Origin of the sequence: Pseudomonas sp. IT-P4 (genome assembly GCF_949767755.1) — a bacterium.
In the GTDB taxonomy this organism is placed as follows: domain Bacteria; phylum Pseudomonadota; class Gammaproteobacteria; order Pseudomonadales; family Pseudomonadaceae; genus Aquipseudomonas; species Aquipseudomonas monachiensis.
Window position 1 is genome coordinate 55,122 of record NZ_CATKPX010000111.1, and the last position, 15,166, is coordinate 70,287.

Sequence of the window (15,166 nt, forward strand, 5' to 3'; positions counted from 1 at the left end):
AGTCCGCAAGATTTACGCGAAGAACCGGCTTAGCATGCGCTTGCTACTGCCCGCGCCGGCGCAACGCAGACGTCCTGTTGTTTCGTTCGCTGGGTCAACACCAGCATCGTCAGGAACCCGAGCGCAATCAGTACCGGATAGGTCATCAACAGTTCGGAAAGGGAATACTTCCAGGCCAAGGGACGACCGACACCCAGCATGGCGGCATACATCCAGGACACCGCCGACAACGAACCGCAGGCCAACGCCAGCATTCGTGCACTGAATCGGAGATTGAGCAAGGAGCCTGCCTTTTGCAGGGCCGGCAGTACCAGGCGATGCAACAAGATGCCGTTGTAAGTCAACAACGCCACAATAATGACTTTGGCTTGAAGTTTTGGATTCATGAAGTACTCGACACCTTTTTCCAGGTAATCGATACCGACGACAGCGATGCCCGTTACCCACAGCGCTATTAGTGAAACGATGACAGATCTTTGAAGACTTTCCATGTGAGCATTATCATGCTCAGTTAATACTTTCCGTTTTAAAAGATCCCTGACCATCGCGACATCACTGGTCAACACCAGCCCGATGGCCACACAACACGCCACCAAATGAACATAAATAACCCCCAGACGCAAAAATTCCAGGAATTCCTTATTTTCCAGCAGACTCATAATGGTATTTATCGCCACGGTATTTTCTCCACCTTATTCGAGAGTACGGATCGACTACTTGACAGAATCTTTAATTATTAAAAATTCTGTACGACCTTACTTCTAAAAGATAAGCCAAATCATGGACTCGGCACTCTCAACCTCATTGATTCACCTGGCGAATCAATGACCGGTTGATTTATCGCCTCCCTGAGTTTCAGATAAAAACCCCCAGTGGCATTCACTGCACTTGAGATTCTATTTCCACTTCTTTTTTTTCAATCGCGGGGGCAGGTCATGGCTGACGTGCTCAAGGATCAGAGGCCACAGACGCTACAATGTTCATTTTCCGCACAAGCCACCGACAAACGGTGCGTAGCGCAAGTTCGCCTGAAGCGACAGCAATGAGTCAACTTCCCCGCTATTGCCCACAGCAACTGGCCTGCTTGCCTGGATGCACTTCGAGCATTGCATATTGGATCCGCTAGTTGTTATACATCCCATAAGTCTCGCAACAGCGAGTGACTCTCATCCAAGGCAAACTCCAACGACGGACTTCACGGTGATCCAGCCACCCTTTCAGGCAGACAGCAATACAGGATCAACTGAAAGGAGCAGGATATTAAAAGCAAATTAGTCGTCAGCGAATGAAACTGCACGCAGTCAAACCCTGTCGGATGGCAAGTACTTTGAAACGGCATACCCGCTAATTGTGGTCTCGCTCAAAACCCGAAGTAGATAAATGCCGTAGCGGCCACGACACCCCATGCGACCAACGCCATTACCGTTGAATTTTGCGTTGACCGGGATTTGTCCAGGCGCCGCAAGCCGAACTTCGAAAAGCCGACCTGTTCATAACAGCAATACATGATCGCCCGGTAGGTATATCGCAGGCCGACCAACAGAAACAGGGTAATCAGGCCAAGGACAAGTCCATGCCTGATAGCCGGTTCAACCAATTCCACAAGGTGATCCTGTTCGCAAGCAACGCTATCGACTTCCACAAGGGTTATTTGCCGGTAGTCCGCCGAAGACCGCTTTTGGCCAATCTGGATCACCGCCTGTTGCTCCAGATCCAGCGCCTGATACTTCCAGAGCGTTGATGACCCTTCTCGACAGAACGTAAAAGCAGCAGGACTTGAGATGGCGACAATACAAGCGTCGTTGATATCCAGTTTTTTCAGCGTTTCCGTGGCTGACCTGGTGAAATCCAGGTCGAACACCGGATTAACACCGGTAGCAAAAGCCGCGACCGAAACCAATAGACTGCTCAAGAGGCAGATGGCTGAAATGTTCAAGGCCGGGTTTCCCTTTTTCAATTGATTCTTTGATTTCGCAGTTCGGTTCCAACCTGCCGCCTTGATGAGTTCCAGTACGCTGCTGGTACCCCGATAGCTAATGGGCAATTGAGTGGATGGAGAAAGGGAGGGCATCCAATGCCCTCCCCTGCGCTTTCCACGCTCCCTGCGACAGTGCTGACCAGGACCTCAAGTGGCCAGAATGAAGTCCGTCTGATCAACGGCCGCGCTGGCGACACCCACAAGACGAATGGAGTCCGCCCCGATCCCCACCATCGTGTCCGTCCCGTCAGCAGTTATGCTCACGTTGGCCGCGAACGTCGCACTGGTGATTCCCAGCCCCGTGACATTGAGCAAGTCCTGCCCGGCGACCGGATTGGCTCCGAATCCAAAGATCGCATCGGTGCCGAAACCCGCGGCAGCAAACACGAAGGTATCGTTGCCGGCGATACCGGTACTCAACAGGTCGTTACCACCACCACCGGTGAGCACGTCGTTACCCGCACCACCCACGATAATGTTGTTCAGTGCGTTGCCGGTGCCCGTAAAGTTGCCGCTAGCGCCATAATACAGATTCTCGACGTTGGCACTCAGGGTGTAGCTTGCCTGGTCGGTCCAGACCGTGTCGCTGCCAGCACCGGCAAGCTCGCTCACTACGTCCCCAAGGTCAGTGACTTCGTAGATATCGTGGCCAGCACCGCCAGCCATCGTGTCGGCACCTGAACTACCGATGATGACGTCGTTACCTGCACCACCCACGATTGTATTGGCGAGCCCATTACCAGTGCCCCTGAAGTTGCCACTATCGCCGAAATACAGATTCTCGACGTTGGCACCCAGGGTGTAGTTCGCGAGTGAAGTCCAGATGGTGTCCGAGCCTTCCCCGACAAGCTCGCTCACCACGTCCCCGAGGTCGGTGACTTCGTAGATATCGTGGCCAGCACCGCCAGCCATCGCGTCGGCACCTGAACTACCCATGATGACGTCGTTACCCGCACCACCCACGATCGTATTGGCGAGCCCATTACCAGTGCCCCTGAAGTTGCCGCTAGCGCCGTAATACAGATTCTCGACGTTGGCACTCAGGGTGTAGCTTGCCTGGTCGGTCCAGACCGTGTCGCTGCCAGCATCGGCAAGCTCGCTCACTACGTCCCCAAGGTCAGTGACTTCGTAGATATCGTGGCCAGCACCGCCAGCCATCGTGTCGGCACCTGCGCCACCGATGATGATGTCGTTACCTGCACCGCCTACGATCGTGTTGGCGAGCGCATTACCAGTGCCCCTGAAGCTGCTGCTGGGGCCGTAATACAGATTCTCGACGTTGGCACCCAGGGTGTAGCTCGCCAGCGAGGTCCAGACCGTGTCGCTGCCAGCATCGGCAAGCTCGCTCACCACGTCCCCGAGGTCGGTGACTTCGTAGATATCGTGGCCAGCACCGCCGGCCATCGCGTCGGCACCTGCGCCACCGATGAGAATGTCATTGCCCGCGTCACCATTGATGATGTCGTCGCCACCTTGGCCGTTCATGAAGTCGTTGCCATCACCTCCGCTGGCCACATCATTGCCTGCCGTGCCGATCCATGTGTCGACACCGACGGTACCGGCAAACACAGTACCGACGAGCACCGGGGCCGTGGCGTCGGATGCGACGCTTTCGCTCACACCGAAGTCATCCACGAAACTGACCACCACGCGCACCTGATCTCCGATCTGAGCCTGGCCAAGCGTGAATGTGCTACCGGTGGCTCCGGCGATGTTGACGAAGCTGACCCCGTTGGTCTCCTGCCACTGGAAGGTGAACTGCGGATTGCTGAGGCCATCGACGTCGACGAGGGTCGACAGGTTGGCGGTCAGCACTTCGTTCAGAAACGCAAACCCGAGGATGCCCGGCCCTGCGATCGGTGCGTTGTTCGCCGACGAGTCGACGATCTCCAGCGTACCATTGCCATCCTGATACACCGCCCGAACGCGGATGTTCAGACCGGCGACATCGTCCGCCACCAGATAGGTGGCGCCCGTCACCCGCGATGCCTCGCCTGCGGCGAGAATGGTGATGTCCTCATATATGCCCGAACCGGCAACGGTTTCGGCCTGCCAGTAGTAAGACACGGGACCGGTAATCGCACCGGTCACATTGGCCGCACCCTCGCTGTTGGCGTCGCGTACCGACTGGCTGCTGACGTGCAGCAGCTGGCCGGCGACAGGCGCATCGACACGCGCACCGGTGGTGGCATCGAGGATCGCCAGACGCCCCACAGGAGCACTGTTCAAGGCGGTGCCAACACCGGAGGCCTGCGCCTGGTCAGCGAACTGCAGACGCTCGATGCCTGTCAGGCGATCGACGCCATCACGCCCGGCCACCAGGTCGGTCACGATGACGGCGTTGCCCTCGACAGCGATGCTGTACTCCGACGCATTACCGGAGAACACCGCGGTGTCGAAGTTGTCAGTGCCGGTCAGGATCTCCCGCACGATGACAAGCTGGCCCGGGTTGTAAGTACCGTTCAACATCGCCTGGACCATCGGCCCCATGCTGTCGAACGTGGCGATTTCCGCGCCAGTGCCATCAGCGTTTGCCCGTACGCTGATGCGCACGTTCAGCCACTTGTCACCGTCGATGATGTCGTCACCACCGCGACCTTCAATGAGATCGCTGCCACTGCCACCGAGGATGATGTTACCGCCGTCGAAGAACGTCGCTCCGACTGGCAGCAGACCCGCCAGACCATTGATCAGGCTGATGTTGGTCAGCACACTGCCGGTTGCACCCGCGGTGGGTAGCGAGGTCGCATCTTCGCTATCACCGCGCAGGAAGTCACCGTGGGACGAACCCGACAGACCTTCCATGATGTCGAAGCGCACCAGCGCCGAAGCCCCCGAACCTGGCTGCGGTGGCACATCGAAGAAGCGGTCGCTGTAATCGACACTCACACCTTGGGCGAGATCCTTGAAGGTCGCCCAGTCATAGCCCGAGCCGCCGATATAGCGGTCACCCATGCCGAGACTGCCGACCATGATGTCGTCGCCGCCTTCGCCGTTGAACTTATCGTTCTCGTTACCACCGACGAATACATCGTGGCCAATGACCGGGTCGTTGCCCAGCGGATCGAAGTTGTCGCCAGGCGCACCGTCCGAGGTACCCTTCTCGATCCAGTCGTCGCCTTCGTTACCCATGTCCTGTTCGTTGGCTTTGCTGCCCAGGATGAAGTCATTGCCCTGGCCACCAATGGCCTCGGAGGCGTCCTCACCGGTAATGATGAAGTCGCTGCCGAACCCGCCAATGATCAGGTTGACGCCGTTGCCACCGTGCAGCACGTCGTTGCCGTCGCCGCCCTGGATGTTATCGTCGCCGCCGGTGTCGGTGATGATGTCGTCGCCTTCACCACCGCGCAGCTGGTCGTTGCCGTCACCGCCGTCGATGCGATCGTTACCACCATCACCCCAGACCGTGTCATCGCCTTCACTGGAGATGAGGATGTCTGCGTTGTCCGTGCCACCCAGCACGATGTGCTCGGCACCGTTGTAGCGGATGTAGTTGGTGTCCGCCCCCACGGTCAGCGGGTTGTCGCGGAACACCACCTGCTCGCCGTTCGGGCCGAGCGGGTCGGCGGTGAGCAGGCCTTCGTTGAATTGCCTGCCCTGATCCACTTCCAGATAGAACCCCGGATCCGAGAACACCAGGCCCGGCAAGTGAGTGGCCGACGTGTTGGCCATGATCAACTTGGCGAACGAGTTGCTTTCAAGTTCGGCATTCATCGACAGGCCAGAGGTACGCTCCAGGTAGTAGAAGCGATCGCCGTCCTGCAGTTTTTCCAACTGGTTCTCGAACACAAAGTTGAAGGTCGAGCCGAGCATGCCGCCGAACGGGGTTTTCGCTTCGGCCAGGCCACCGATCCAGAGGTCGATGGCATCGACGCCAGTGACCGTCACACCCCTGAGGTCGTCGGCAGTGCCCACCACGCCATCCGTGCCGGCCAGCGTTACGTTGGCATAGGCACCCGTGCTGTTGAGGAAGTCCAGGCGATCAGCCGGTGCACCCACACCACCGAAGACCAGCGCCAGGGCTGCCGCGCGCTTGCCATCCAGTGTGGTCGCCGCCGTGATCGTGTCATGCGTGCCATAGGCCGCGATGAAGTTGATCAACGACTCCGGATGTTTGAGGTACTGCACCAGATCGACCCAACTGGTGTACGGCTTGAGTTGGGTATCACCGGTTTGGCTGTAGATGTCGCGGCGGATCGCATTGAGTGAGGGAATCCCCACGTCGCGGCCACGGGCGATGTTGAGCGCCGGCAGGTCGAGCGGCAGGCCGAGCAGGTTATTGCGCAGCGCCTCGGTGACGAACTCGTCGATTTCGTTACCGGCTTGCCGAGTCACCCCACGTATGATCGCACTGGTTGCGTCCTCAGGTGATACGCCGCTGGCGGCGTACGCCAGAGGGTTGAGGAACGCCGCGATCAAGCCCATTTGCTGATCGGGATTAGCGCTGGCCGGATCGCCTATCACGTTGAAGTCGATGTCGTAGCGATCGACGGTCTCGGTCAGCATCGAGTGGCCAAACCGGTATACGGTATGGGCGAACTCGGCGACGATCGAGGCATCGAGGTCGACGTCGTAGACCTGGGTCGGTGCGAAGAACAGGTCGACTCTAGGCTGGATGGTCCGCGCAAACTCCTCGAACACCAGGTGCTGATACTGCATTTCGGTGCCGAACTTGGCCGCCTGGAACAAGCGCTCGCCATTCCACTGCAGCGCATCGAACTCAGCCTGGGTGGCTGGCAATGCGGCCACCGGATTGAGCAGCCACTCGTTGAGGAAGGCCACGTCACCCGAATCGAGCACGGTGTCCTTGGTCTGCTGGACCAGGCGGTTGTGCTCGGAGTGGAAGATCGCATGCACCGCGGTCAGGCCGATGTTCTCGTTGACCCGGCCGTCGCCGGCGATGTAGTGGGCGTCGAGCAGTTCATTGTCATAGGTCAGGTTGTTGCCGCCCGGGCCTACGGGTTGCGCATTACCGACAGCGGTGTCGGCATCCGCCAGCAGAACCCCGCCGACGATTACCGGTGTTGCATTGTGGGCAATATCGACGAGGAACTGGTGACCGGTGCGCACAGCATTGGTCAGGTCAAGGGGAGCAAGCGGATTGCCTTCGACAAGGACGTCATCCGCCGTGCCACCAAGACCGTCAACCCCACTCATCACCACCATCGGGAAGCCGTTCGGCCCCTTGATGAAATTGCCATAGGCGTCAGTCGCCAACAGCGGGGCATTATCGACATCGGCATCGGTCAGGTTGATTCCCAGAATGTCGCGAGCTTGCGCCTTGACTACCTTCCAGGTCGCCATGCCACCGATTTCGACGTCGTCCGCGGTACCAAACGTGCCATCCGCACCCAGGTCACGGTTGGTAATCAACCGGCCTGTCGCTACGGGGCCGCTGGCGGTAAGTTCATAACCGCGCAGGAACACCTGGTGCGACGGGTGCGAACTGTAGGTCTGGTTCTGGTCCACGAACGGCGTGGTGGAGTTGGTGTGCTCATGGATGTCGTCGGCCGTGCCAAGAATGCCATCCGCCCCTGGCTGGTTCGTTGCACGGGTCAGGACCATGAAGTTCGTCGGGCTACCTGGAACAAAGAGTGGATCATCCGGCTGAAGCGGAATGAAGACGGTACCCGAACCACCTTTGGTGACCAGGTCCAGACCATGATCGAAGAACTGCCCGAAGAAGGTCATCCAGGCGTTGAACGGCGCGGACAATCCCGCATCCGCCGCAGTGTTTTCGAACAGGTACACATCATGGTCGTCGGCAGTACCGAACTGACCATCCATCCCGGGGCTGGCGACAATCTGTACGCCATCCTTGAGCACGTCGTCATTACCCACGGTGCCGAAGTTGAGCACACCGTCCAGGCCCGGGTCGAAAGCCGTGGCATAGGCCGCCGGGTTGTTCGACGTCTGGTCGACGATCAGGTTACTGATGGTGCGCGGCTGCGAGTCAATCACAAGGCCGCTGGTCTGCGTATACGATGTTCCCCCTTCCGCCGGATTGAAGACCGGATCGCTTATGCGCGGAAAGAGGTTATCGGCGGCACCAAACTCGGTGTTGTTGTTGCCGTTGAGGTTCATCAGGTTGTTGTTCGACCCGTCGACCGCACGCAGGCCCAGCGGCGCGCGAATATTCGGGATCAGCGAGAGGATGTCCTGACCGGCCGCTTCCGCCTCGGCAATCTTGATCTGGTCAAGAATGAAGTTGAGGTCGGAACGGACCATGTGCAGGCCCGCGCCACCCGCGGTGGCATCGACTACAGGTACCAGCGGCGTTGGCGTGACCGGTGCACCGGCGGCGATGGCAGCCGTCGGCGTGGAGAACAGGATCTCCGTGGTGCCGTGACCGTCCTGATAGATCGCCTTGACCCGCAACGACAACCCGGCAAGGTCAGGAGAGACCTTGAACGCGGTACCGTCGGCGCTTTGGAACGCCAGGTCGCCAGCTGGCAACAGGATGATGTCCTCGAATACGCCGCTGCCTGGAGTGGCTTCGAACTGCCAGATGTAGGACACAGAGGAGTTGGTGATCAACCCCTGCGGATTACCCGCCGCGATATTGTCGGCATCGGTCACCCCGGCCACGCTGACCGTCAGCGTATCGCCCACGGTGAGTTCGCCGCCGTTACCATCCGCGACAGTCGGACTGCCATCCGGTTGGGCATTGAGCCCCGCCACCAGCACTTGCTGGTTATCGGCAAACTGCAGGCGTTCGATATGCAGCAGGGTGTCGATGCCGTCGCGACCCGCTACGGTATCGGCCACTGTCCAGACATCGTCCGTCACATCGGCGGTGCCACGGTCGTCGACAGTCACCGCATATTCGGCCTCGAGGCCGGAGTAAATGGCGGTATCGAAGGCCGCCCCGCCAGTCGAGGTGCCGGGCATGATTTCCCGCACGGCCTTGAGCTGACCAGGGTTGAAGGTGCCATCCAGCATGAGCGGGATCATATCGACCATGCTGTCGAAGGAGGCGATCTCGGGGCCGGTATGGTTGATGTCAGCCGCGTCATAAACGGCAATCCTGACGTTGATCCATTTGTCGCCATCGATCAGGTCATCGCCACCGCGACCTTCGATCAGGTCACTGCCATCACCACCGAGGATGATGTTGCCGGTGGCAAAACCGGTGACCGGCAAACCGGCATCGGCCAGGAACTGGTCCAGTCCGCGGATCAACGCGACATTGGTCAGCGCACCGCCCGTGGCACCACCGTGGTTGACGATAGTGACTGCATCGACATCATCGCCCTTGAGCACATCGCCGAAACTCGAACCGGACAAGCCTTCGACCTCGGCAAAACGGTCAAGAATCGAGGCAGGTGAGGCACCGACCGGATTGAAGACCCCGGCGTTCTGGTTTGGTGCATTGCCGTGTGGCTGCGCCAGCGCGGCCAGGCTCAGGTCAACGGTCACGCCGATCCTGTCATTCTTGTAGGTCACCCAGTCGAAACCGGACATGCCGTCCATCTTGTCCTGGGCATCGCTGCCGACAAAGATGTCGTCGCCACCCTCGCCGATCATTTCGTCAAAACCGCCACCACCGATGAAGATGTCGTTGCCGATCACATCGTCAGTGAGCAGTGGCGCGAAGTTATCGCCTGGCGCACCGTCCTGGGTGCCCTTCTCGATCCAGTCGTCACCTGCGTTACCGGTAGGTGGCAGGTTGGTCTTGGCACCGAGGATGAAGTCGTCACCCTGGCCACCGAAGGTGGTGGTGATGTCTTCCGTGGTGACGATGAAGTCCTGGCCATCGCCGCCCAGGATCAGGTTGCCTGCAACCAGCATGCTGCCGGCCACGATCACATCGTTACCGGCATTGCCTTCCAGACGGTTGTCACCGAACGAGTCGGTGATGATGTCATCACCCGCACCACCCAGCACCGCATCGTTCCCGGCACCGCCTTCGAGGCGGTCATTGCCGGCGTCACCGTAAAGGGTGTCATCGCCGTCACCGGAAATAAGGATGTCATTGCCGGCAGTGCCGCCCAGGACGACATGGTCTTCACCGGTGTAGTGCAGATAATTGGTGTCCGGCCCCACGGTATCGGGGTTGTCGCGAATCACCAGCGACACGACTTCCACGCCGTTGATCATGATGCCGCCGGTCGGATCGTCTCGGCCGCCCGCGCCAAGGCCGGTGAACTGAGTGGTCTGATCCACCTCGAGGGTGAACGTCGGCGTCAGGAACACGGTGTTCGACAGGTGGGTGACATCGGAGTTGAGCATGATCAGCTTGGCAAAGGAGTTGTTTTCCAACTCGGTGCCGAAGTTCAGGCCCGCGGTACGCGACAGGTAGTAGAAGCGGTCGCCGTTCTGCAACGCCTCCATCTGGGTTTCAAACACGAAGTTGAAGGTCGAGCCGAGCATGCCGCCGAACGGCATTTTCTGCTCGGCGAGGCCACCGACCCAGAAGTCGATGTCGTCGACGCCCGTGACCGTCACACCTGTCACGTCATCGGCAGTACCCAGTACCCCATCCGCACCGGCCGTCGTTACGTTGGCGTAGGCACCGGTGCTGTTGAGGAAGTCCAGGCGGTCAGCCGGCGAACCCACGCCACCCAATACCAGCGCCAGGGCTGCAGCGCGTTTGTCTGCCAGTGTGAGCGCCGCCGTGATCGTGCTATGGGTACCATAGGCCGCGATGAAGTTGACCAGTGACTCGGGGTGCTTGAGGCTGTCTGCCAGGTCAGCCCAACTGATGTACGGCTTGAGTTGGCTGTCTCCGGTTGATTCGTAGAACTCCCGGCGCGCCTCATTCAAGGTAGGGATACCCGTGTCGCGACCACGTGCCAGGTTCAGGGCCGGCAAATCGAGCGGCAGACCGAGCAGGTTGTTGCGCAACGCTTCGGTGACGAACTCATCGATCTCGTTACCGACCTGGCGGGTCACACCGCGAATGATTGCCCCTGCCGCCTGATCCGCAGTCAACCCGCTGCTGGCGAACGCCAGCGGGTTTAGGAAGGCCGCGATCAGCCCCATTTGCGAGTCCGGGTTGGTGGGGTCAGTGAGCAGCGGATTGAACGCAGGATCGAAGCGATCGACGGTCTCGGTCAACATCGAGTGACCGAAGCGGTATACCACGTGGGCGAACTCGGCGAGGATGGCCGGGTTGATCGAGGTGTCATAACCGTTGGGCGCAAGGAATCCGTCGATCTGTGGCTGAACGGTCCGCGCGAACTCCTCGAACACCAGGTGCTGGTATTGCATCTCGGTACCGAACTTGGCGGCCTGGAACAGGCGTTCGCCGTCCCATACCAACGCCGCAATCTCGGCAGGTGTAGTCGGTATTGCAGCCACGTCGTCCGCCAGCCACTCATTGAGGAAAACCAGGTCGCCGGAGGCAAGGATGGTGTCCTTCGATTGCTGGACCAGGCGGTTGTGCTCGGAGTGGAACACATGGTGCACGGTGGTCAGGCCAATGTTTTCGTTCACCCGGCCATCGCCGGCAATGTAGTGGGCGTCAAGCAGTTCATTGTCATAGGTCAGGTTATTGCCGAGCCCGTCAACAGGCTGCGCATTGCCGACAGTCGTGTCGGCATCCGCTTGCAGAACCCCGCCGACGACTACCGGCGCGGCGTTGTGGGCGATGTCGTCGAGGAAGGCATGCCCGGTACTCACGGCACTGGCCAGGCTGATAGGAGCGGCCCGGTTGCCTTCGACCAATTGAGTGACGTCGTCCGCTGTCCCGGCGACGCCATCAGCGCCATTACTGATGCGAATCACCACCTGCGGCATGCCGTTAGGCCCGCGGATGAAGTTGCCGTATGCATCGGTTGCCAGCAATGGCACGTTGTGTACGTCAGCGTCAGTCAGGTCAATGCCGAGAATGTCACGGGCCTGCGCCTTGACCACCTTCCAGGTCGCCATGCCGCCGTTTTCGCTGGCGCCATCATCGGCGGTGCCGAACAGGCCATCGGCGCCGAGGTCGCGGTTGGTGATCAAGCGCCCCGTTGCAACAGGTTCGCCTGCCGCATTGAGGACATACTCACGCAGAAACACCTGATGCGACGGGTGCGAGCTGTAGGTCTGGCTCTGGTCGACGAACGGCGAGGTGGTGTTGGTCTGGCCATCATCGGCCGTGCCGACTACTCCGTCCGCGCCGGCGGTACGTACTGCACGTGACAGCACCATGAAGTTGGTCGGGCTGCCCGGTACGAACAACGGATCGTCCGGCTGCAGCGGAACAAACACGACGTCGGTAGCGCTCTTGGTGACCAGGTCGAGGCCGTGGTCGAAGAACTGGCCGAAGAAGGTCATCCACGAGTTGAAGCTGGCGGTCAGGCCGACGTCCGGCGAGACGTTGGGCATGAAGAACACGTCCTTGTCATCGGCCGTGCCGAACACGCCATCCAGCCCGGGGCTGGTGACTATCTGTACGCCATCCTTGAGTACGTCGTCATTACCCACCGTGCCGAAGTTGAGCACACCGTCCAGGCCCGGGTCGAACGCCGCGGCGTAGGCCGCCGGGTTGTTGGCAGTCTGATCGACGACCAGGTTACTGATAATCCGTGGTTGCGGATCGATCACCGTCCCTGGCGCGGCGTATGCGTCCAGAAACGAGGGATCAAGCAGGCGCGGGAAGGCACCGTCCGCGGAGCCAAAATCACTCTGGCCGGTGACCAGGTTGTTGAAGCTGCCATCGACGGTACGCAGGCCGAATGGCACCTGGGTGTTGGGAAGCAAATCAATGAGGCTGGCGCCGTCGGCGTTCGCTTCTGCGATAAAGATTTGCTTGAGGATGAACTCCAGGTCCGACTTGCTGAAATTGGCCATTTTGAATTGCCCTCGATATGTCTGGGTAAAGGCACGGGACGAGAAAACCCTCCCGCGCCAAGTCAAGTGCTGGCTTGCGCAGTTTGTTGGTTATGTTTTTTTGCGAGAGCTGGCGTTACCCGGGACCCGGGATTCGCGCCTGGAATTCGCGATATGAATTGCTCGCCGGGCGATCAGGCAGAGCGGATTCGAGCCCTGGGCGGGCCATGGAATCTGGAAGTGAAGGCAAACGTCCTGGAAAGCCCCTTCCCTCTGCAAAAGAACGAAATGATCGACATGATTCTGCTCCTCTCGGGAAAAACACCGCGCCTTGCGCTGCCAAAGCAATGGCAGGCTTCAGGCGGGCGGGCCCCCCGATAACTAAGACTAAAGTTCCATAGCAAATCTTTGTCAATATTACGTCGTTAAAACAGACGACTGGTGGTAGACATCCCAAGTAGCTGTTTTTAAAAGACATATAGAAAGTTGTGTGCTGGTATAGAGCGAAATGTTATTTCGGACTGTTTAACCGCCACCTACGCTGCTGCATAAGGGAGCAACGCAGCGATTTCGGAAGACTCGCCATCCACAGAGCGACCAGCCTGCGTGTCCAAAAGCTGTTTACAGGGCTACATTTACTGTTAGCTGTTGCGCCTCAGGGGCAATCGGCTTTTCGCAGTGGGAGGATCAACATGCCCAAGCAGTCGAGCATCCGTTCCGAACTGGCCGACGCGCTCTTTCGCATGCGCCGCAGTTTTTATTCGCTGGCAGCGTTCAGCGGCGTCATAAACGTCATGATGTTGACGCCAGCTATTTATATGCTGCAGGTCTACGATCGAGCCCTTGTCAGTCGCAACGTCACGACGCTGGCGATGTTGACGGTTCTGGTGGTGGGTCTGTTCCTGCTGATGTCCACACTGGAGATGGTTCGCACCCGCGTGCTGATCCGGGTCGGCAACTGCCTGGACATGGACCTCAACCGACGCATTTTCACGGCGGCATTCGAGCGCAACCTGAGCCGCGCCGGAGGTAACCCGGCCCAGGCCCTGCAAGACCTCGCCCAGGTTCGTCAGTTCGTCACCGGCAACTCCCTGTTCGCGTTTTTCGATGCACCGTGGACGCCGATCTACCTGCTGGTCGCCTATCTGATTCACCCGATACTCGGACTGATCACGCTGATCGGCTCACTGATTCTGATGGGCCTGGCCTGGCTCACTGAAAAGGCGACGCAGAAGCCGCTGGCCGAAGCCAATCAGGCCTCCCTCTCCTCCGCCCAATATGCCAACAACAACCTGCGCAACGCCGAGGTCATCGAGGCCATGGGCATGCTGCCGTCGATCAGCAAGCGCTGGTTCCAAAGTCATTTGCGCATTCTGGAAATGCAGACCCTGGCCTCCGACCGCGCCGCCTTTATCAGCAGCACCGGGCGCTTCGTGCGGATCACTTTGCAGTCTTTGATCCTCGGTGCCGGCGCGCTGCTGGCGATCGAAGGCAAGATCACCCCGGGGATGATGATTGCCTGCTCGATCCTCACCGGCCGCGCACTGGGTCCGGTGGAACAGGTCATCGCATCGTGGAAACAACTGCTCGGTTGCCGTACGGCCTGGGGCCGGCTCAACGAGATGCTGCACGACTATCCGCGCCGGCCACCGAGCATGTCGCTGCAGCGGCCAATGGGCATGCTGGCGGTAGAGAATGTGTATGCCGGAGCCCCGGGTACCAACAACACGATTCTGCGCGGGGTGAGCTTCAGCCTTGTCCCCGGCGAAAGCCTTGGCATCATCGGCCCATCCGCCTCGGGCAAGTCCACCCTCGCCCGCCTGCTGGTTGGCGTCTGGCCGGCCCAAGCCGGCAAGGTGCGCCTGGACGGCGCAGATATATTCAACTGGAACAAGGGCGAACTTGGCCCCTGGCTCGGCTACCTGCCACAGGACGTGGAGCTGTTCGAGGGCAATATCGCCGACAACATTGCGCGCTTTGGTGAAGTGGACAGCGAAGCAGTGATCCGCGCCGCCAAGATCACTGGTGTACACGAGATGATCCTGCGTTTTCCGCAGGGCTATGACACCCGCCTGGGCACCGATGGCAGCCCGCTATCCGGTGGCCAGAAGCAGCGCATCGCCTTGGCCCGGGCGTTGTATGGCGAGCCCAATCTGATCGTGCTGGACGAGCCGAACGCCAACCTCGACGACGTCGGCGAAAAGGCCTTGGTCGATGCCCTGGCCGAACTCAAGGGCCGTGGCGCCACCGTCATTCTGATTTCTCACCGTCCCAACGTACTCTGCGCCGTCGACAAGGTGCTGATGCTGCGTGACGGCGGCGTGCAGATGCTCGGTACGCGCGATGAAGTATTCGCAGCGCTGCGCAAGGCCAGTGTGATCCCTGCAGGCGCGTCGACTCCGCTGGCCTCCGTCAAAGCACGGGAGTGAC

Annotated in this window: 5 protein-coding genes; 2 read left to right on the forward strand and 3 right to left on the reverse strand. The window is 59.6% G+C overall.

The window, feature by feature from the left end:
• Positions 1-29 precede the first annotated feature (29 nt).
• The 3 genes from ACM6IT_RS28250 to ACM6IT_RS28260 all read right to left on the reverse strand — a co-directional run bounded on the left by ACM6IT_RS28250 (position 30) and on the right by ACM6IT_RS28260 (position 12,757).
• Positions 30-677 (reverse strand): hypothetical protein, encoded by a 648-nt coding sequence (locus tag ACM6IT_RS28250; RefSeq protein ID WP_414919132.1) that lies wholly within the window; start codon positions 675-677, stop codon positions 30-32.
• Positions 678-1,360: 683 nt separating this feature from the next.
• Positions 1,361-2,071 carry a hypothetical protein gene (locus ACM6IT_RS28255; protein ID WP_414919133.1) on the reverse strand — a complete coding sequence of 237 codons (711 nt, stop codon included), beginning with the start codon at positions 2,069-2,071 and terminating at the stop codon, positions 1,361-1,363.
• A gap of 54 nt (positions 2,072-2,125) precedes the next feature.
• Positions 2,126-12,757 (reverse strand): peroxidase family protein, encoded by a 10,632-nt coding sequence (locus tag ACM6IT_RS28260; protein WP_414919134.1) that lies wholly within the window; start codon positions 12,755-12,757, stop codon positions 2,126-2,128.
• Positions 12,758-12,910: 153 nt separating this feature from the next.
• Here ACM6IT_RS28260 and ACM6IT_RS28265 point away from each other — a divergent pair, with 153 nt between their 5' ends.
• Both ACM6IT_RS28265 and ACM6IT_RS28270 read left to right on the forward strand, forming a co-directional pair.
• Positions 12,911-13,117 (forward strand): hypothetical protein, encoded by a 207-nt coding sequence (locus ACM6IT_RS28265; protein ID WP_056722315.1) that lies wholly within the window; start codon positions 12,911-12,913, stop codon positions 13,115-13,117.
• Between the two features lie 311 nt (positions 13,118-13,428).
• Positions 13,429-15,165: a type I secretion system permease/ATPase gene (locus tag ACM6IT_RS28270; protein ID WP_056722316.1), complete on the forward strand. Its 1,737-nt coding sequence runs from the start codon at positions 13,429-13,431 to the stop codon at positions 15,163-15,165.
• Position 15,166: the final 1 nt, after the last annotated feature.